Below are 20184 nucleotides of genomic sequence, written 5' to 3' on the forward strand. Positions count from 1 at the left end.
TCTGTTCCTATTTATGTCTATGGCGCCAAAGCAGTTTAACTACCATTATCACCCAAGATCACTTAATACACTTTAGGTGGCGGGGGCGCTAATACCTCTCGATTACCATTATGTCCTTGAGAGCTCACCACACCTTGCGCCTCCATCTGTTCGATAATACGCGCAGCGCGGTTATAACCAATCTTAAATTTACGTTGAACACTGGAGATTGAGCCGCGGCGTGTTTCGGTAACAAAGGCAACGGCATCATCGTAAAGTGCATCGGTATCTTCATCGCTTTCCGCCGCTTCACCTGGCAACAAGACTTGTTCACCTTCCGCTGAGCCCTGTAAAATTTCATCAATATATTGTGGCTTACCGCGGCGGTGCCAATCAGCAACAACCGCATGGACTTCATGGTCGTCAATAAATGCACCATGTACTCGATTAGGCACACTCGTACCTGGTGGCAAGTAAAGCATGTCACCCATACCGAGCAAAGCTTCGGCCCCTTGCTGATCTAAAATGGTACGTGAGTCGATGCGTGATGACACCTGAAACGCCATACGTGTTGGAATATTGGCTTTAATTAAGCCAGTTATCACATCGACCGAAGGACGCTGAGTCGCTAAAATCAAGTGGATGCCTGCTGCCCGCGCTTTTTGAGCGATACGGGCGATAAGTTCTTCCACTTTTTTACCGACAATCATCATCATATCGGCAAATTCGTCCACAACCACCACAATGGAAGGCAGTTTATCCAGTTCGGGGGCTTGCTCCTCCATGCTATCTTGCGAGCGCCATAGCGGGTCGGTTATCACCTCGCCTTGTGCCTTGGCCTCTTTAATTTTAGCGTTATAGCCCTTGAGATTACGCACCCCTAATGCGGACATCAACTTATAGCGACGCTCCATCTCACCGACACACCAGCGCAGTGCATTGGCCGCCTCTTTCATGTCTGTCACCACTTCACACAGTAAATGCGGAATGCCTTCATAGACAGATAATTCGAGCATTTTAGGGTCAATCATAATAAAACGCACATCATCAGGGCCAGACTTATATAGCAAGCTGGTGATCATCACATTGACCCCGACCGACTTACCCGACCCAGTGGTACCCGCCACTAATAAATGAGGCATTTTACCCAAGTCAACGACAACAGGTTCACCCGCAATATCTTGCCCAAGTACCATACTCAGATGCGATTGACTGTCGGCAAAGGCTTTGCTATCCAAAACATCACGCATAAATACCGTTTCGCGGAACTTATTAGGCAATTCAATACCTACGTAAGCTTTACCTGGGATCACCTCGACAACACGCACACTTTCAGCAAGTAGTGAGCGAGCTAAGTCTTTAGATAAATTGGTAATTTTAGATGCTTTAACCCCTGGAGCGAGCTCTAATTCAAAGCGGGTTACCACAGGTCCTGGGAAAACCCCAACAACTTTGGCGACAATATTAAAGTCAGCCAGTTTTACTTCAACCAGCCTAGCCACTTGGTCCAACTCTTCAGGACTAATTGGATTGGCTTTGCGATTCGGGACATCAAGCAATGAAATATCGGGTAATGGCGTGGTGGGCTTAGTGGGTTGTGCACTGTCGCCACCGGGAAGGACGACAACACCGTCGACAATCTTAGCTTTCTCTTTCAATCGCTTAGCTGCAACCACCGCCCCTGTCGAATGTCTATTCTCAAAGTCGATCTCAGCATCATCAACTTCTGCGTCGATTGAGTGGGCTATTTGGCTTGATTGAGCTTTACTTTGTTTCTCTTCTTTACTCAGCAATGGCCGTGCATCATCCACATCTGAGTTAATATGAGCCATATCGATGATGCTGTCGTTATCGCTCACAAGCCTATCACCTGTTAAGTCATCATCTTGGTCATCTGCATCAAACGTGTTTTCATGGTGTTGGCGGCGCTGTTCTTTAAAGCGATTAACCACAGACATAAAGCCTTTAGTGTCATCGGTTTCGGGTGCGCTAGAGAACTTTTCAGGAATTGTTTTTAATTGCCTAAAGCACCAAATAGTGGCATAGCCGATAGCATCAATAACGGTTAACCAACTCACCCCAGTGAGTAAGGTAAAGCCTGCGCCGACAAAGCACAGTAACAGTAAGGTCGTACCGAGTTGATTAAAATAGGGCAACATGGCGCTGCTGATCACATCCCCCGATACGCCACCAGCTGAAAACTCATAAATATCATTAGCATTCATGCTAGCAAGTGCCGCAAGGCTAAACATGATCAACAGAAAACCGATAAGCCGTAGGCCAACAGAGAAGTAATCGATTTCGAGTAACTTATGGATACGTTTAAAAAGCAACCAGCCTGTTAAGGCGACGATCACCGGTATAATATAGGCTGTATAGCCAAAAAAATAGAATAAAACATCAGCCAGCCAAGCACCTACCGCGCCAGTCAGATTTTTTATTTCACCGTCGAAATGTGATTGACTCCATCCCGGATCGGAAGAATCAAAACTGCTTAACGCCAGTAGCACAAATGTTGCCACCATACAGCAAAAAATCAGTCCACCTTCTAGTAGACGCTGTATGCCGCTGAGTGTTTTTACACTATTTCCCTTAGACAAACGAAAACCCATGATGAAAAAATAATAGGTAGCGCTAAGATATCAAAATAATCTGCAAGGTGCAGCGTTTTCCCTGTTGATACAGCGTAATAGAAGACGATAATCGGGTTGTTGATGAAATTATATGCGGCATAAAAAAAAAGGAGCTTTAAAAGCTCCTTTTTACGACTTAAAAAGATCTACGATTCGAGCGTGACGTTAATTGCCACTCTATTGGTTTGCTTTACTTCTTCCATCACCACGTATGTACGGGTATCTGAAACGGCAGGCAACTTCAATAAGGTTTCACCTAACAAGCGACGATATGCGGACATATCTGATACGCGGGTTTTTAACAAATAGTCGAAGTCTCCAGAAACTAAATGGCATTCTTGAATATCATCTAATAACTGAACCGCCCGATTAAATTTATCAAATACTTCAGCAGTATCACGATTAAGCGTTATCTCAACAAACACTAATAAAGACGCCCCAAGAAAATGAGGATTTACTAACGCTGTATAACCATTGATATATCCCTGCTTTTCGAGTCTTTTAACTCTCTCCAAACAAGGCGTAGGGCTTAAGCCTACACGCTTAGACAACTCAACATTAGAAATGCGGCCATCCATTTGTAACTCATTAAGAATATTACGATCGATCCGATCTAAGTCTTTTATAGGACTCTTTTTATTATTAAGCATATTTTTGACCTTGCTTTATCACTAAAACAATATTTAGTTCTGCATACACCCGAAATACGGCAGTATTCACTACCGAAGTGATACTATACTAGATTTCCCTGAAACAATCACGTTCAGGTCATATAAAATAACAATACAACCCACAAAAATGGGTTTTTCTACATTTTGAGGCTCGAAGATGATAATTGGTGTACCTAAAGAAATCAAAAACCACGAGTATCGTGTCGGTATGGTACCGTCTAGTGTCCGCGAATTGACCAATAAAGGTCATGTTGTTTACGTGGAAACCAATGCTGGTTTAGGCATTGACTTTAATGACCAAGACTATATTGATGCAGGCGCATCTATTTTAAACACTGCAGAAGAAGTGTTTGAAAAAGCCGAGATGATTGTCAAAGTTAAAGAACCACAAGCCGTTGAGCGCGCGATGCTGCGTCAAGACCAACTGCTATTTACCTACCTTCACCTTGCGCCAGATTTGCCACAGACCAACGATCTTGTTAACAGCGGCGCCGTTTGTATCGCTTACGAAACGGTCACCGATAATCGTGGTGGTTTACCGCTATTGGCCCCTATGTCTGAAGTTGCCGGTCGTATGTCGATTCAAGCTGGTGCCATGGCACTTGAAAAATCTAAAGGTGGCCGCGGCATGTTACTTGGCGGTGTGCCAGGGGTTGAGCCAGCAAAAGTGGTCATTATCGGTGGCGGTATGGTTGGTACCAACGCTGCGCAAATGGCGGTAGGTCTCGGTGCTGATGTGGTTGTTCTAGATCGCAGCATCGATGCCCTACGCCGGTTAAATGCCCAGTTTGATAATCGAGTTAAAGCCATCTATTCAACAGCTGCTGCTATTGAAAAACATGTATTAGAGGCAGATTTAGTGATTGGCGGAGTGTTAGTGCCTGGCGCTGCAGCGCCGAAACTGGTCACTAAAGAGCACATCAAGCAGATGAAGCCTGGTAGCGCGATTGTCGACGTTGCTATTGACCAAGGTGGTTGTGTTGAAACCTCTCACGCAACCACTCATCAAGATCCTACCTATATTGTGGATGACGTGGTTCACTACTGCGTGGCTAACATGCCTGGTGCAGTTGCACGGACATCGACGGTTGCATTAAATAATGCAACCCTGCCCTATATCATAAAACTGGCAGACTTAGGTTATCGTAATGCCTTATTACAAGATAAACACTTGCTTAACGGGCTTAACGTAATGCATGGTAAGATCACCTGTAAAGAAGTGGCTGAAGCCTTAGCACTGGAATTTGTCGATCCAAACATTTTGTTAGCTTAATTTCTAGGTAAAACACCGTTGAGGGAGCCTTTGGGCTCCCTTTTTCGATTAGGTCAATCTAAAAGATTGCCTTTACCCTCACCATTAAATTCCCTACAATCGCTGCAATTCGCTAAAGGCACGGAGAGAAAGATGAGCCAAGCTAGACACTGTAACTTACTAATTTTGGGTTCTGGACCCGCCGGATATACTGCAGCCGTATATGCAGCTAGAGCCAACTTGAAGCCTGTAATGATCACCGGGATGCAACAAGGTGGTCAGTTGACCACCACGACTGAAGTTGAAAACTGGCCTGGTGATGCTGATGATCTTACTGGTCCAGCATTAATGGATCGGATGCAAAAGCATGCAGAGAAGTTCGACACTGAAATCGTATTCGATCATATCAATGAAGTAAATCTACAGGTGCGCCCTTTCCAATTGAAAGGTGACAGTGGTGAGTACACCTGTGATGCTTTAATCATCTCAACCGGTGCATCAGCTATGTACTTGGGACTTGAATCAGAAGAAGCATTTAAAGGTAAAGGGGTTTCTGCCTGTGCAACGTGTGATGGTTTCTTCTATCGTAACCAAAAAGTGGCTGTGATTGGCGGCGGTAATACAGCTGTTGAAGAAGCGCTTTACCTGAGTAATATTGCTTCTGAAGTTCATCTTATCCATCGTCGTGACAGCTTCCGCTCGGAAAAGATCCTAACCAAACGCTTAATGGATAAAGTTGAGAACGGCAACATCATCCTTCATCTGGACAATACCTTAGAGGAAGTCGTTGGTGATAATATGGGTGTTACTGGCCTCAAGATGAAGAGCACCAAAGATGGTTCAATCACAGATCTGGAAGTGATGGGCGTTTTTGTTGCCATTGGTCACAAGCCAAACACTGAGATGTTTGCAGGGCAACTCGAGATGAACAACGGTTACATCAAAGTACAAAGTGGTTTAGATGGCAATGCGACTCAAACCAGTATTGAGGGTGTATTTGCCGCAGGCGATGTAATGGATCAACATTATCGTCAAGCGATCACTTCTGCCGGTACGGGTTGTATGGCTGCACTCGATGCCGAAAGATATTTAGATGCATTGAAATAACCGACAACCATAATGAAAAAAAGCAGACATAGTCTGCTTTTTTTGTCTCTAAAATTCAGAGACTAATATCAATACAGATCTAAAATAAAAAAAGGGGCCCTAAGGCCCCTTTTCTAAGCAATACATACTAATTACTTAGCTAATGCTTCTTTTGCTTTTTCAACTAAAGTTGCAAATACAACTTTGTCGAATACAGCGATGTCAGCCAAAATCTTACGATCGATTTCGATAGACGCTTTCTTAAGACCGTTGATGAAACGGCTATAAGACAGACCATTTTGACGAGAAGCCGCATTGATACGTGCAATCCATAGTTGACGGAATTGACGTTTCTTTTGACGACGGTCACGGTAAGCATATTGACCAGCTTTAGTTACGGCTTGCTTTGCAACACGGTAAGTACGTGAGCGAGCTCCGTAATAACCTTTGGCTAGTTTAAGTACTTTCTTGTGACGAGCACGAGCGGTTACACCACGCTTAACTCTAGGCATTGTTCTTTACTCCTTTAATTAAGCGTATGGTAGTTGACGTGCGATTGCTGGCACATCAGACTTTGCAACTAAACATTTTGCACGTAAGTGACGTTTACGCTTAGTGCTCTTCTTTGTCAAAATATGACGTAAATGGGCTTGTTTGCGCTTAAAACCGTTAGCGGTTTTCTTAAAACGCTTTTGTACACCCTTGTCTGTTTTCATTTTAGGCATTGCTAAAACTCCGCATTGGGACATTAATAAAACGCAAGGCGAGCAGAGTCCCTAAAAAGGTCTCTGCTACTTTTTATGGTTGCCTTACTATTTCTTTTTCGGCGCAAGTACCATCACAGCCTGACGTCCTTCCATTTTTGGAAAGGACTCAACAACTGCTATCTCAGCCAAGTCATCTTTAATACGATTCAAAAGATTCATACCAAGACTCTGGTGAGCCATCTCGCGACCACGGAAACGCAGCGTAACTTTCGCTTTGTCGCCGTCATTTAGAAAACGCGTCAGGTTGCGTAGTTTTACCTGATAGTCGTTTTCATCAGTACCGGGACGGAATTTAATTTCCTTCACCTGTATCTGTTTTTGCTTCTTCTTTTGTTCTTTTTGAGCTTTCCCTTTCTCAAAAATGAACTTCCCGTAGTCCATAATACGACATACAGGCGGCTCAGCATTAGGGCTAATCTCTACCAGATCAGCACCAGCTTCGTCTGCAAGCTCTTGAGCTTCCTTGAGGCTGACAATACCGATAACTTCACCATCTAACCCACTTAAACGTACCTCTGATACGCCTACAATGAGTTCGTTAATTCTATTTGCCGCTGCTTTGCGCGCATCTGTTTTTTTGATCTTTATGACCTATTCCTCCAACATTTTTAGACTACGGAGCGAAATTTGTTGTTTGACTTTGGCAGCAAAATCTTCGATTCGCATTTTACCCAAGTCAACACCATCTCTGGTTCGCACCGCTACTTCCCTATTTTCCATTTCTTGGTCACCAACGACCAATAGATAGGGGACACGCCTTAGTGTGTGTTCGCGTATTTTAAAGCCTATCTTCTCATTCCTCAAGTCTTTCGAAGCTCGAATTCCCTGATCTTTGAATAAATTGACAACTTCATCCACATAATTCGATTGTTTATCGGTAATATTCATTACAACAGCCTGCACAGGTGCAAGCCATGTTGGGAATTTACCCGCATATTCCTCAATCAAAATGCCAAGGAAGCGCTCTAAGGAGCCTAAAATAGCACGATGGATCATCACTGGCGTTTGACGACTATTGTCTTCGGCAACATAAGTTGCCCCTAAACGGCCCGGCAGTGCGTAATCGAGCTGCACTGTACCACATTGCCACGCTCTGTCTAAGCAATCATGCAATGTAAATTCAATTTTAGGGCCATAGAAGGCACCTTCGCCTGGCAAAATCTCATATTCAATCTCATTTGCCTGCAATGCGTCCATTAATGCTTGTTCGGCACGATCCCACATCTCGTCATCGCCAATACGTTTCTCTGGGCGCGTCGACAACTTGACCACGATATCTTTGAAACCGAATGTTTCATAGGTATCGTAAACCATCTTGATACAGGCGCTAACTTCTTGCTGCACTTGTTCTTCGGTACAGAAGATATGCGCATCATCTTGAGTAAAACCACGTACGCGCATCAAGCCATGTAAAGAGCCGGATGGCTCGTTACGATGACAGCAGCCAAACTCAGCCATACGTAAAGGGAGATCACGGTATGATTTTAAACCTTGGTTAAAAATCTGCACATGACCTGGACAGTTCATCGGTTTAACCGCATATTCACGATTTTCTGATTGCGTCGTAAACATTGCCTCAGAATATTTATCCCAATGACCACTGCGTTCCCAAAGTACGCGATCCATCATTAATGGACCTTTCACTTCTTGATAAGTATATTGGCCTAACTTTTGGCGAATGAACTTTTCTAATTCTAAGAATAGACTCCAACCATCATTGTGCCAAAACACCATTCCCGGTGCTTCTTCTTGCATATGGTACAAATCAAGTTGCTTACCAATTTTACGATGGTCGCGTTTAGCCGCTTCTTCTAGGCGAGTCAGGTGGGTCTTTAATGCTTTTTTATCGGCCCATGCTGTACCGTAGACACGTTGTAACATTTTATTGTCAGAGTTACCGCGCCAGTAAGCACCGGCCACACTCATTAACTTAAAGTGATGACAAAACTTCATGTTCGGTACATGAGGTCCGCGACACATGTCGATATATTCTTCGTGATGATAAAGTGCTGGCGAATCATCTTTGCTGATGTTCTCATCCAAAATTGCCATCTTATACACTTCACCGCGCGACTCAAACGTGTCGCGTGCCTCTTGCCAGCTCACTACGCGCTTAATCACTTTATAATCGGTTTTTGCTAGCGCCAACATGCGTTTTTCTAGCTCGGCGACATCATCGTCGGTCAACTTATGATCAAGATCGATATCATAGTAAAAACCGTTGTCGATCACAGGTCCAATTGCCATCTTGGTCTCTGGCCACATCTGCTTAATGGCATGACCTAATAGATGCGCACACGAGTGACGTAATATCTCAACGCCCTCTTCATCTTTGGCTGTGATGATCGCAAGTTCCGCATCTGATTCAATCAGGTCACAAGCATCTTTGAGCTCACCATTAACGCGTCCTGCGATACAGGCTTTGGCAAGACCTGGACCGATATCAGCGGCGACATCAAGTGTAGATACGGCATGGGCAAACTCACGTTTGCTTCCATCAGGAAGTGTAATAACAGGCATGAAAATTCCTTATCCAGTGGTGACCCCCACGTAGGGCCACTTGGTTAGTAAGTCAAAAGAAATAAGCATCTGAAGAGCAAAACATTACTAAAGTTTTGGGGTTCTTCAATGCAAGGCGGTTATTTTAGGGGGCTGAGCTACAAACCGCAAGAGCAAAGCAGGTCTGACTCGACTCAACGTCCTAAAAAACTGTACCTGTAATTGCTATCCGTTAGCTTCCGTAGGTGACATTTAGCTGTCATGCCATTACTTTACTCAGATAACCCTTATTCTAGAAGCTGTTTACAGGTGTAAAATCATCACGACCTATCGCATGCCTTCCACTTTTGAATGTATCATTTTAGTTTTTTACATCATCAACCATAGGCCTACCAAAGACATGGCAAGTGACCTTACTTTAACCACAATTGATGCAACACGATAAATTGAGCGCTTGGTCTCTAGCTAGACCTAATATAGATAGGCCTATAATAAACAGTTGCAACCTAGAAGGCGGCTGACCATTGCTCGTGCTTATCGATAATCTACTTAGTGGTAACATCAACTCGGTAATAGCTAACGACTAAGCCACCCAGCCTGTTATGCTTTGTCATTGGATATTGGAATAACGTAGGACGTCATTAAACATGAATCATTGGGTGCTAATTACAGGCGGTGCACAGCGAATAGGTCGGGCCGTTGCGTTACATCTACACCAATTAGGCTACAACATAGCGCTGCACTATTCACGCTCAAAGTCCAATGCTGAAGCGGTTTGCGATCAACTCAATGGCAGTAGAGCAAATTCCTGTCGATTATTCCAAGCCGATTTGAGCCAAGCTCAAGAGATAGCACAACTTATCGAACAAGTCTCACAGCAATGTCCCACCTTAAAAGTCGTTATCAATAACGCATCGTTATTTACTACCGATAAGTCAGTTATCGATCACCAGGCTTTAACCAGCCTATTATCGGTAAACCTAATGGCACCCTACCTTATCGTACAAGGGGTAAAGCGCCTTTTGGCTGACAATCAGGGCTGTGTGATTAACTTAATAGATATCCACGCAGACAGGCCATTATTAGGCCATGGACTATACTCAATGTCGAAAGCTGCGTTAAAGATGGCGACCTATTCATTAGCACAAGAACTTGGCGCAAAAGTGCGCGTAAATGGGGTCTCTCCCGGTGCGATACTATGGCCAGAGCAGGCTAATGATGCTGCTCAAGCGCAAGTATTAACGCAGATCCCACTACGACGCTGTGGCAGCGTTGAAGATATTGCCCACGCAGTAAACTTTTTAATTGATGCGCACTATATTACAGGTCAAGTGATCGCAGTAGATGGTGGTCGCAGCGCAACAGGTTACCAAGGAGCCGACGGATGAGAATTATAGACAAAGTGATCAGCTGCCCCCATTGCGGCCATCATCAACATATTAATATCGACATTAGCTGTGGCGATCAGGACTATTACGATGACTGCCGTGTCTGCTGCAACCCCATCCATATGCGTACCCACGTTGATGCTGCTCAACATAGGGTGGAGCTATATATTGACTCAGATGATGAGCAAGTCTACTAAGTCCTTGAATACTTGCACGGTTCAAGTTAATCCTCGCAGCTTGATAATAGGGCTTGCGCCAGAGTCATTAGCATAGTGAGCAGGGTATGTAACGAGGATAGTAAATTTGTAGCTAGGTGACGAAATAATGCGAAACTCGCGTTAAGCTCGGTAAGATTATCTCAATGACGACATATGAATGACTTATAACGCAACGTGTTAACCGCCAGAATGTAAGCGCAGTGGCTAGCAACAGGCTGGCCACTGCGATGCTACCGATTATGCCCTAGTTGGTCTGCTCAGCAAAACGTTTGGCTAGTACCCGCTCAACGGTATCAACAATCGCTTGGGTTTGACTGTCTATTTCAATATTAAGTCGGTCACCTTGCTTGCATTCACTGAGGTTGGTTAATGCCAAGGTTTCAGGAATCAGGTGCAACTTAAAGCTGTTCTCTGTCACTTCCCCTACCGTTAGACTACAGCCGTTTACACCGACAAAGCCTTTGTAAAGAATATAATTCATCCACTTAGGATCAACCTCTAACGTGAGGTCAAAATGTTGCTCGGTATGGCTAACGTCAGTGATCAACGCCTGTGTATGGACATGACCCGATAGTATATGCCCACCAATCTCACTGCCAAAGGTGAGTGAACGTTCGATATTCACCTGCGAACCTGCGTTTAAGCTTGTCAAATTAGTGACCTTTAATGTCTCTTCCATTACATCAAAAAACACCCTATCATCAGCAACCTTAGTCACCGTGAGGCAAACGCCATTGGTGGCGACGCTCGCCCCAGTCACTAATCCCTGTATAAGATGTGAAGGGAAAGCGATTTCGATCGTATTGAGTCCATTTTTTTTAGTAATCGCCACAACATTGCATGTGGCTTGAACAATACCTGTAAACATATTTTACTCGCTGTATTAAGGTTTTATCCATGAATCAATTCGGCTTTCAAGCCAAAAAACTCGTTCATTTAGCGCTACCAGTGCTTATCGCTCAAGTCACTCAAACCATGATGGGCTTTATCGATACTGTGATGGCAGGTCGGGTCAGTGCAGTCGATATGGCCGCAGTCGCTATCGGGGGGAGTCTCTGGTTACCCGCCCTGTTATTCGTGCAAGGCCTACTGATGGCTCTTTACCCCGGTATTTGCCCATCATCATGGTGCGAACGATCAAAAAGCGATTCAACCAATTGCGTTTCAGGCCGCCTATATTGCCATAATTGGCAGCCTTGTGGTTATCTCCTTCCTGTTTTTTGCGCCACAGATCTTTAAATGGATGGGCTTAGAGCCAGAGCTTGCCGCCTTAAGTGTGGAATATCTCTATGGATTTGCATGGGGTGTGCCCGCCTTTGTATTGTATCAAGTCCTACGAGGATGCAGTGAAGGGATCTCTTACACCTTACCAACGATGATCATCGGATTTGTTGGGCTCGCGGTCAATATTCCAGCCAACTATATCTTTATCTATGGCCACTTTGGTGTTCCCGCCATGGGCGGCGCTGGCTGTGGTATCGCGACGGCACTGGTCTTCTGGGCCATGTTAATTGCGATGACTATTTATATGCAGCTGCATTCACGCTTCAAACAGCTGGCGCCCTTCAGCGCATTTCATCGCCCCAATTGGTCAACCATTTGGACCATGACCAAACATGGTATGCCGATTGCGATGGCGTTGTTCTTCGAGGTCAGCCTGTTTGCTATTATCGCGCTATTACTCGCCCCTATGGGCGCTAACGTCGTTGCAGGTCATCAGATCGCCCTTAACTTCTCATCGATCGTATTTATGTTGCCACTGTCAATTGGTATTGCCGTATCGATTCGGGTGGGTTATTACCTAGGGCAAGAAAAAGAGGTCGTTGCCAAACTGGTAACTAAAGTAGGATTGATCATTGCTTTTTCATTGGCCGTAGTCACCGCCATAATCACGGTCGCCTTTAGAACTCAAATTGCACTCCTTTATAACAACAACCCTGAAGTGGTCACACTTGCAGGCAGCCTGATGTTTTTAGCCGCTTTATATCAGCTATCAGACTCGGTGCAAGTGGTCGCTGCAGGAGCATTAAGGGGATATAAAGATACGCGCAGTGCGTTTTACATTACGTTAGTGTCGTACTGGGCTATCGGCATGGTATTGGGTTACTTGTTGGCCCAAACGAACCTTATTGTGCCCGCAATGGGCGCACATGGTTTTTGGATTGGCCTGATTGCAGGTCTGACTTCGGCAGCGCTACTATTCGCATTACGCCTTAAGTATATTCAAACACATCGCGCTGCCGTCAGTCAGCTATAACCCCTAGAATGCCAAGATGGTGACGATAAGGTCACCATCTTGGAGGATAAAACCACAAGTTGCACAGCAAATCGCCGCTTAAGCAAAAAATTGTTTTTTTTACTTGCAACAACAGTGAGATCCCCCTTAATATAGCGCTCGTTCGATGGCAACAGCCAAACAACAATACAACCGTAGCTCAGTTGGTTAGAGCACTACCTTGACATGGTAGGGGTCGGTGGTTCGAATCCACTCGGTTGTACCACTTCTTTTTATGGCAGAAGTAAAAGAGCGATAAGCACTGAAAATACGGACGCGGGATGGAGCAGTATGGTAGCTCGTCGGGCTCATAACCCGAAGGTCGTCGGTTCAAATCCGGCTCCCGCAACCAATTTTAAATTGCGATACAACCGTAGCTCAGTTGGTTAGAGCACTACCTTGACATGGTAGGGGTCGGTGGTTCGAATCCACTCGGTTGTACCATTTCTTTTACAGTAGAAATAAAACAACTGTAATACTTAAAATACGGACGCGGGATGGAGCAGTATGGTAGCTCGTCGGGCTCATAACCCGAAGGTCGTCGGTTCAAATCCGGCTCCCGCAACCAATTTTAAAGTGATAAGCCAGCGCAAGCTGGTTTTTTTGTACCTAAAAATCACCAGCCCCCCCTACTCGCTCACTATAACTAATACTTATCCTACTAAAATCTTAGAGAAAAAATAATCAATTGAGTTACACTGCTAAGGGATAAATAGCAATTGGAGCTCAGCATGAGTCAGCGTACATTACACTCTTTATTTAAGCCCAAATCGGTGGCCATTATTGGTGCATCTAATGGAAAAAAACGAGCTGGTAATGTCGTAATGCGCAACCTTTTGTCAGGGGGCTTCTCAGGGCCAATCATGCCCGTCACCCCAAAGTATGAAGCCGTGCTCGGTGTGTTAGCTTACCCCAATATCGAATCATTACCCTTAAAGCCCGATCTTGCGATTATCTGCACCGCCGCCGCCCGCGTGCCCGCCATTGTTGAGCGACTGGCTCAATTTGGATGTAAAGTGGCCATTATTAATGCCTCTGGTATGGCGATGCAAAGCGATGATGAAGGCAATAATTTATTGGCGTTAACCCGCCAATACGCAAAGCGCTATGGTATGCGTTTATTGGGCCCAAATAGTTTGGGCATGATACTGCCCAATTTAGGGCTCAATGCCAGTTTAGCCCACACTAGCGCCCTGCCAGGAAAAATCGCCTTTGTGTCACAATCGGCCGCCATATGTACGACGGTATTGGACTGGGCTAATAACAAGGGGATCGGATTTTCCTCTTTTATCTCCTTAGGTGATGCTACCGATATCGACTTTGACGAATTACTGGATTTTCTCGGCCGAGACTCTCGCACCACAGCCATTTTGCTCTATGTCGACTCTATCAATGAGAAGCGCCATTTTTTATCTGCTGCTAGAGCCGCCGCACGTAATAAACCGATTTTAGTGATTAAGTCGGGACGGAGCTTAGAAGGCACCACTGCCGCCAAATTACATACGGGTGGGATTGGTGGTAATGATGCCGTCTATGAGGCCGCTTTTAGACGTGCGGGTATGTTGAGGGTTAACGACCTAATTGAGTTATTTGCCGCCGTTGAAACCCTAGCCCACTCTTCAGCTTTAGAAGGCGAACGTCTCGCCATTATGACTAACGGCGGTGGCCCTGCGGTACTTGCACTCGATCAACTGATGTTAAGCGGCGGTAAAGCTGCGCAGCTGGATCAAGTCACCACTGAAGCCCTTAACGCTGTGCTGCCGAGCACATGGTCTGGACAAAATCCGGTTGATATTGGCGGTGATGCCGATGCAGAGCGCTACACTCAATGTTTAAACATCTTAATGAATGCCGATATTGCCGATGCGATTTTAGTATTGCACTCGCCGTCGGCGCTGGGTGATAGCGTGGAAATTGCCGAGCGTATAGCGACGTTAATCGCCTCTCACCCTAATCGTAATCGCATCAATGTGCTTACCAATTGGAGTGGCGAAGATTCAGCTTATGCGGGGCGCAGATGCTTTAACCGTGCGGGGATCCCAACCTATAGAACATCAGAAGGTGCCGTGGGGGCCTTTATGCACATGGTGGAATACCGCCGCAACCAAAAGTTATTACAAGAAGTCCCTCAGTCTATCCCCGATAATATTCCCACCGATGCCGAGCTGGCGCGGCAACTCTTAGGTCAAGCCTTAGCTAAACATAAACAAGTGCTCGAGACCCACGAAGCGACAGCGATAATGAGCGCCTATGGCCTTAATACCATCGAAACCCATTTCGCCACTTCGGCGCAGCAGGCTGCTGAACTTGCTGATCAAATAGGCTACCCTGTCGCATTAAAAGTGCAATCACCTGATATTCATCATAAATCAGACGTGCACGGTGTCATACTCAACTTAACGACTCGTAATGAGTTGATGCAAGCAGCCGATGCCATCATCGGCCGTGTGCATAGCTTAAATCCCGATGCCATTATTGAAGGTATGATAGTGCAAAAGATGGCGCTTACCGCTGGAGCTCAGGAGATCCGGGTGGCGGTGATCAACGATGCTGTTTTCGGTCCGGCCATTTTACTTGGTGAAGGTGGCTCAGAATGGCAACCCAGCACCGATGCTGTGGTGGCACTGCCCCCGCTGAACATGACCTTGGCACGTTATATGGTGATCCAAGCATTAAAGACCCACAAACTCAAAGACAGACACTTACCCCTAGGGCTCGACATGAACGCCCTGTGCGTGATGTTGACGCAAATATCTCACTTGATCATCGATTGCCCCGAAATAGCGGGCTTAGATCTCAATCCGGTACTGTGCGCCGGAGAACAAATCACCCTGCTTGATGTGAACATCCAGCTGCAAGAGGGGGTTGTGGATAACAGTAATCGTCTGGCGATCTGCCCATACCCTAAAGAGTTAGAGCAACGCGCTAGATTAAAAAATGGCCTAGAGATCATGCTGCGGCCCATATTGCCTGAAGATGAACCCAAACATTTAGCCTTTGATAACTCCCTCTCTGACGAAGACAGATATAAGCGTTATTTTGGGGTGCGATCTAAGATGACCCATGAGGAGATGGCTGTATTAACTCAGATTGATTACGCCAGAGAGATGGCGTTTATTGCCACGACTAAAGGGCCTGACGGGGAAGATATCACTTTAGGTGCCGTACGAGCCTCTATCGATCCTGATAATACCGAAGCTGAGTTCGCCATGGCGGTTCGCAGCGACCATCAAGGAATTGGTTTGGGTAAACTGCTCCTCGAAAAGTTGATAGCCTATTACAAGGCCAATGATACCCAAGTATTAACCGGGTTTACCATGTTTGAAAATCGTAATATGGCAAGTCTAGCCAAGAACCTTGGCTTTACAGTGACCTTTGATATGGATGAACGCTTAATCAAGATGGATATGCAATTAAAGCCAAGTGAATAGCTAATTAGTGACATAGCAAATTACATAACATGAGGGTTGCTGTAGATGACAATACAAATAACAGCACCCTTACAAACCTAGCCCTTTCTCCCAACCTTAACCTTTAACACAGTTACGTCCCGCAGACTTGGCTCGATACAGTGATTCATCGGCACGGATAAAATAGCTATCTCTATCATCACCACTGCGTAAACTAGCCACCCCAACAGATACCGTAATGGCGCCAAGGGACAACTTAGTATCTTTACCTATACTCAAACGCCGCTCGGCAATGCGAGTTCGCAGTAACTCGGCCACCACCATGGCACCAGCTTGATCAGTATCTGGCAGCAACACCACAAACTCCTCACCACCATAACGCGCCACAAAATCTTCACCTCGAACACCTTGTTTCAGGGCCAGCGCTATATAAACCAGCACTTTATCGCCAACCAGATGACCGTGGAGATCATTAAATTGTTTAAAATTATCGATATCGATAATCAATAAACTGCTATGAGTATTATGTTGTTTAAAATATTGAATATGAGTCAGTAACTCTTCATCGAAGGCACGGCGATTATATAAAGAGGTCAGTTGATCAGTCATTGCCACCAAGTTTAAGTTTTGCATCTCAGACTTGAGGTCAACAATCTCTTGACTCATCATAGATAAACTCAGCTCCATCTGCTGATTGCTCTGTACAACAGTACTGACTTCTTCGGCTAGTGCATCGATGAGTGTGCCCAAGCTTTTTTGATCCGGTGACAATTGTAGATCATGACTAAAATCGTTCAGGCTCTGGCCAAACTTCGCTGTACCTTCGGTGAGCAAAGACAACTTAGTCATCAATGTATTGATCAATAACTGGGTTTCAACCTGTACCGTTTGCATCACTTTGGGTGATTGTTCTTGAATAAATCGGCTATGTAAATTGCTATTAATATCTCGGGTAAAAGCTATTTTACTTGATAGCAATCCATCTATAGCACGCTTTAAATCAAGGTTTACACCACGAAAATACTCATACCATACAGCGTAGTTATCGGGTGTTACGGGAATACTAAGTTCAGACATGCGGGGGACTGCATGCCGTAAAATTTTCGCTGAAAGTTCCGTTTCAGAAAGGTGTTGCGCTAAATTCATTCACTATTGCCATTGATTAGTTGCGAGATCACAGGGGAAACCCACTGTTATAGAAGCCAGTCTTAGCCTGCGATTAACCTGACCACCACCATAAACAATTATCTGTAGTTACGCAGCAACTTTGTTACTAACTTGTTGCGCTCACATGCGCTTTCTCTATCTCGACTGCTAACTTACGGTGCAAAGTTAATTTAGCCCTCCAAACAAGGATAAATATTACGCCAAGCACATAAATTGAATGACCAAATGCCGAATAAAATACACGCAACATTTATTGCTGAAATTAACTTTAAACCGCGCGACTTATGTATAACTTAAGCTATACACAAGAAGAAGCTGTGGCATTATCCACGCAAGCGTTAATACGTCGATAGCGCTACAAAATGTCGTGTGATGCGAGCCAAGGCGCAACAAGGTCCACGCTAACTCAACATGGCAAACCTGAACTGATATAGCTTAAAACTCAAGGTTCATTCGCTTAAACAAGCCTAATAAGCAACGACGTTCATCGTCACTCATTTTTATCGTTAACTGTTGGGTCAATTGATGATGTAATTCATCATGTTGTTTATAAATTGCTTCACCAGCCGCCGTTAGTGTAACCAATACAGCGCGTCGATCACTTTGAGGCACTTGCCGCATAACTAAGCCACTATGCACCATCTTATCTATCTGTACTGTTAACGTACCAGTGGAGACCCCCATTTTTTCAGCCAACTCCTTCATGCGCATTACTCCGTTAACTCCTAAAATTTCAACGGCATGAATTTGTTGTAATGAATGTCCAGTGTCTTTTACGACCCCCTGTTCCCACGCTGATAGCTTGTCATAAAATTCAATAATCTCGTGACTTAATTTACAATAATTAATCTCCATAACCATCCGTCCTTCCAGAGAAAGATTGCACATCCGCTAAGGTAAACACCTCAATGGTGAGGTGATCGATCCGTTTAAATGAGGCTAGTTTTTGCCTAAAATACTCCACCTCTTTGGGATGTGGACTAACGATTGAGACCATAGCAGCGTGATGGTTGGCACTCACAGGCCAAACATGAATATCGCTCACTCTATGTTGCTCATCTTGTTCTACGGCATCAACCATTTGCTGTAAATACGCTTCGTCGATACTGGCATCGAGTAAAATCGGCGCAGTTTGCTTAACTAAACCCCAAGCCCAGAGACTAATAATGACCGCACCGACAATGCCCATAGCAGGATCTAACCACTGCCATCCTAGGTACTTAGCGAATAAAAGCGCGCCGATAGCCAAGAGTGAAGTAAGCGCATCGGCCATCACATGAAAATAAGCTGCACGTAAGTTATGATCATGCGCTGTACTTGGCCCATCACTGTGATGATGTTCGCTTTGCTCATGTTCATCAAGATTATGGGTATGTTTATGACTGTGCACATGATCGTGACTATGACTGTGATGATGGTCGTGACTGTGATGATCTTTTAGTAACAACGCCGATATCACATTAACGGTTAGACCCAGCAAAGCCACCAATATGGCTTCATTAAAGTGGATCTGCTCCGGATTCAAGAAGCGGCTAACCGATTCTACGACCATAAGTAATGCCACTAGGCCTAGCGCAATGGCACTGGTGAATCCACCGAGAACACCAACCTTGCCTGTACCAAAAGCATACTTAGGATCGTCTGCGTATTTTCTGGCGTAGTAATAAGCAAATAAGGTGATCATAAACGCTGCCGCATGGGTACCCATGTGCCAACCATCAGCCAATAACGCCATCGAACCATATAGTGTGCCAGCAACAATTTCAGCCACCATGGTCACTAGCGTTAAATACAAGACATAACGGGTATTGCGCTCCCCCTCAGTGTTTAAACGAGCAAATTGATGGTTATGTTGCCAAGGCTTGGCATTGTGGTTCGCCATAAGTAAGTTTCTCGGTAAGATTGCTGACAAATAGTATGTCTTTCGAATACTTTGATTATCAAACTAAAATAACAGCAAAACAAGCCTATTACTTAAATTTACATTAGCAACCAAAGTAAATTATCACATGGAGATACTTGGACTTAGGTAAAGTCATGCGTTAAGTAAAGTGCAGGCCATTGTGATTGACTATCTGAGTACTATCGGTGCTGTTGTTGGGGAATCCCACATAAAAAACCTCTGCTATGGCAGAGGTTTTTTTATGTGGCTTAACAATCAGCGTCAAACTATTCTCGGTTAATTAAATGCCGCTGATAGCTTCTTTACACAATTGAGTAATGCGCTCCCAGTCGCCCTGCTCCATCGCATCTGTTGGTGCAATCCAGCTGCCACCGATACAATCCACATTATCCAATGCCAAATAATCTTTATAGCTACTGGGAGTAATACCACCCGTAGGGCAAAAACGAATATTACTTAATGGGCCAGAAAAAGCTTTCAACGCATTAACCCCACCAGAAGCTTCTGCCGGAAAAAACTTAAAATTGGTGTATCCCAGCGCCATTCCTTCCATCACTTCAGAGATACTGGCAACACCTGGGATCAAGGGTACAGTCCCTTCCATCGCCGCTTTAAGCAACTCAGTGGTGGCTCCTGGAGTGATAACAAACTGAGCCCCTGCATCTACAGCCTGCTTTAACTGCTCTTTATTTAAAATAGTGCCTGCACCAACCAGTGCTTCAGGGACTTCTTGGGCTATTTTAGTGATCGCTTCTAATGCACAAGGGGTGCGCAGTGTCACTTCTAATACGCTGATCCCCCCCGCCACCAGCGCCCGCGCTAAGGGCACAGCATCTTCAATTTTATTAATCACCATTACAGGGACGATTGGGCTACGTTTAAAAATATCTTGCGGTTGTATTGACCAGTTATTCTCAGCCATTGCTTTAGTCTTCC

At 45.0% G+C, this 20184-nt stretch carries 16 protein-coding genes, 4 tRNA genes and 1 pseudogene; 10 read left to right on the plus strand and 11 right to left on the minus strand.

Annotated elements, in window-relative coordinates; all coding sequences use genetic code 11:
* Positions 1-62 precede the first annotated feature (62 nt).
* Entirely contained in the window at positions 63-2579 is a 2517-nt protein-coding gene (locus AC5YBZ_RS09330) for a DNA translocase FtsK (protein WP_494542848.1), read from the minus strand.
* Positions 2580-2758: 179 nt separating this feature from the next.
* Positions 2759-3262 carry a leucine-responsive transcriptional regulator Lrp gene (gene lrp / locus AC5YBZ_RS09335; protein ID WP_110457698.1) on the minus strand — a complete coding sequence of 168 codons (504 nt, stop codon included), beginning with the start codon at positions 3260-3262 and terminating at the stop codon, positions 2759-2761.
* Between the two features lie 178 nt (positions 3263-3440).
* On the opposite strand from lrp, the gene ald reads away from it, so the two are divergent.
* Positions 3441-4556, plus strand: a complete 1116-nt coding sequence (ald, locus tag AC5YBZ_RS09340; RefSeq protein WP_494542849.1) for an alanine dehydrogenase — start codon at positions 3441-3443, stop codon at positions 4554-4556.
* Between the two features lie 132 nt (positions 4557-4688).
* Complete coding sequence (gene trxB, locus AC5YBZ_RS09345; RefSeq protein WP_494519041.1) at positions 4689-5642, plus strand: thioredoxin-disulfide reductase; 954 nt, start codon at positions 4689-4691, stop codon at positions 5640-5642.
* Between the two features lie 131 nt (positions 5643-5773).
* Here trxB and rplT read toward each other — a convergent pair whose 3' ends face one another.
* The 4 genes from rplT to thrS all read right to left on the minus strand — a co-directional run bounded on the left by rplT (position 5774) and on the right by thrS (position 8908).
* The gene (rplT, locus tag AC5YBZ_RS09350; RefSeq protein WP_011865827.1) at positions 5774-6133 is read right to left on the minus strand and encodes a 50S ribosomal protein L20; all 360 of its coding nucleotides are present in this window, start codon (positions 6131-6133) and stop codon (positions 5774-5776) included.
* Between the two features lie 18 nt (positions 6134-6151).
* A complete protein-coding gene (gene rpmI / locus AC5YBZ_RS09355; protein WP_011865828.1) occupies positions 6152-6346 on the minus strand; it encodes a 50S ribosomal protein L35 in 195 nt (64 codons plus the stop codon).
* Between the two features lie 87 nt (positions 6347-6433).
* Positions 6434-6976: a translation initiation factor IF-3 gene (gene infC / locus AC5YBZ_RS09360; protein WP_475516985.1), complete on the minus strand. Its 543-nt coding sequence runs from the start codon at positions 6974-6976 to the stop codon at positions 6434-6436.
* Between the two features lie 3 nt (positions 6977-6979).
* Positions 6980-8908, minus strand: a complete 1929-nt coding sequence (gene thrS, locus AC5YBZ_RS09365) for a threonine--tRNA ligase (RefSeq protein WP_494519040.1) — start codon at positions 8906-8908, stop codon at positions 6980-6982.
* Positions 8909-9534: 626 nt separating this feature from the next.
* Here thrS and AC5YBZ_RS09370 point away from each other — a divergent pair.
* Both AC5YBZ_RS09370 and AC5YBZ_RS09375 read left to right on the plus strand, forming a co-directional pair.
* The gene (locus AC5YBZ_RS09370) at positions 9535-10275 is read left to right on the plus strand and encodes an SDR family oxidoreductase (RefSeq protein WP_494519039.1); all 741 of its coding nucleotides are present in this window, start codon (positions 9535-9537) and stop codon (positions 10273-10275) included.
* Complete coding sequence (locus tag AC5YBZ_RS09375; RefSeq protein ID WP_110457704.1) at positions 10272-10472, plus strand: CPXCG motif-containing cysteine-rich protein; 201 nt, start codon at positions 10272-10274, stop codon at positions 10470-10472. The genes AC5YBZ_RS09370 and AC5YBZ_RS09375 overlap by 4 nt, the downstream gene beginning before the upstream one ends.
* Before the next feature lie 265 nt (positions 10473-10737).
* Here the strand turns inward: AC5YBZ_RS09375 and AC5YBZ_RS09380 are convergent, their stop codons facing one another.
* Entirely contained in the window at positions 10738-11361 is a 624-nt protein-coding gene (locus AC5YBZ_RS09380; protein ID WP_494519038.1) for a riboflavin synthase subunit alpha, read from the minus strand.
* Between the two features lie 29 nt (positions 11362-11390).
* On the opposite strand from AC5YBZ_RS09380, the pseudogene AC5YBZ_RS09385 reads away from it, so the two are divergent.
* From AC5YBZ_RS09385 to AC5YBZ_RS09410, 6 genes and pseudogenes are all read left to right on the plus strand, one after another.
* Positions 11391-12750, plus strand: a pseudogene (locus tag AC5YBZ_RS09385) (MATE family efflux transporter).
* 167 nt (positions 12751-12917) lie between these two features.
* A tRNA-Val gene (locus AC5YBZ_RS09390) sits at positions 12918-12994 on the plus strand.
* Between the two features lie 49 nt (positions 12995-13043).
* A tRNA-Met gene (locus tag AC5YBZ_RS09395) sits at positions 13044-13120 on the plus strand.
* Positions 13121-13135: 15 nt separating this feature from the next.
* Positions 13136-13212, plus strand: a tRNA-Val gene (locus tag AC5YBZ_RS09400).
* 47 nt (positions 13213-13259) lie between these two features.
* A tRNA-Met gene (locus AC5YBZ_RS09405) sits at positions 13260-13336 on the plus strand.
* 163 nt (positions 13337-13499) lie between these two features.
* Positions 13500-16199, plus strand: coding sequence for a bifunctional acetate--CoA ligase family protein/GNAT family N-acetyltransferase (locus AC5YBZ_RS09410; protein WP_494519036.1), 2700 nt, complete (start codon positions 13500-13502; stop codon positions 16197-16199).
* Positions 16200-16295: 96 nt separating this feature from the next.
* Here AC5YBZ_RS09410 and AC5YBZ_RS09415 read toward each other — a convergent pair whose 3' ends face one another.
* From AC5YBZ_RS09415 to AC5YBZ_RS09430, 4 genes are all read right to left on the minus strand, one after another.
* Positions 16296-17324, minus strand: a complete 1029-nt coding sequence (locus tag AC5YBZ_RS09415) for a GGDEF domain-containing protein (RefSeq protein WP_494542850.1) — start codon at positions 17322-17324, stop codon at positions 16296-16298.
* A 456-nt stretch (positions 17325-17780) separates the two neighbouring features.
* Positions 17781-18200 carry a MarR family winged helix-turn-helix transcriptional regulator gene (locus tag AC5YBZ_RS09420; RefSeq protein ID WP_494519034.1) on the minus strand — a complete coding sequence of 140 codons (420 nt, stop codon included), beginning with the start codon at positions 18198-18200 and terminating at the stop codon, positions 17781-17783.
* Positions 18190-19227, minus strand: coding sequence for a CDF family Co(II)/Ni(II) efflux transporter DmeF (gene dmeF, locus AC5YBZ_RS09425; RefSeq protein WP_494519033.1), 1038 nt, complete (start codon positions 19225-19227; stop codon positions 18190-18192). The genes AC5YBZ_RS09420 and dmeF overlap by 11 nt, the downstream gene beginning before the upstream one ends.
* 301 nt (positions 19228-19528) lie before the next feature.
* Complete coding sequence (locus AC5YBZ_RS09430) at positions 19529-20170, minus strand: bifunctional 4-hydroxy-2-oxoglutarate aldolase/2-dehydro-3-deoxy-phosphogluconate aldolase (RefSeq protein WP_494519032.1); 642 nt, start codon at positions 20168-20170, stop codon at positions 19529-19531.
* Between the last annotated feature and the right edge of the window lie 14 nt (positions 20171-20184).

Source organism: Shewanella sp. 553 (assembly GCF_059338375.1).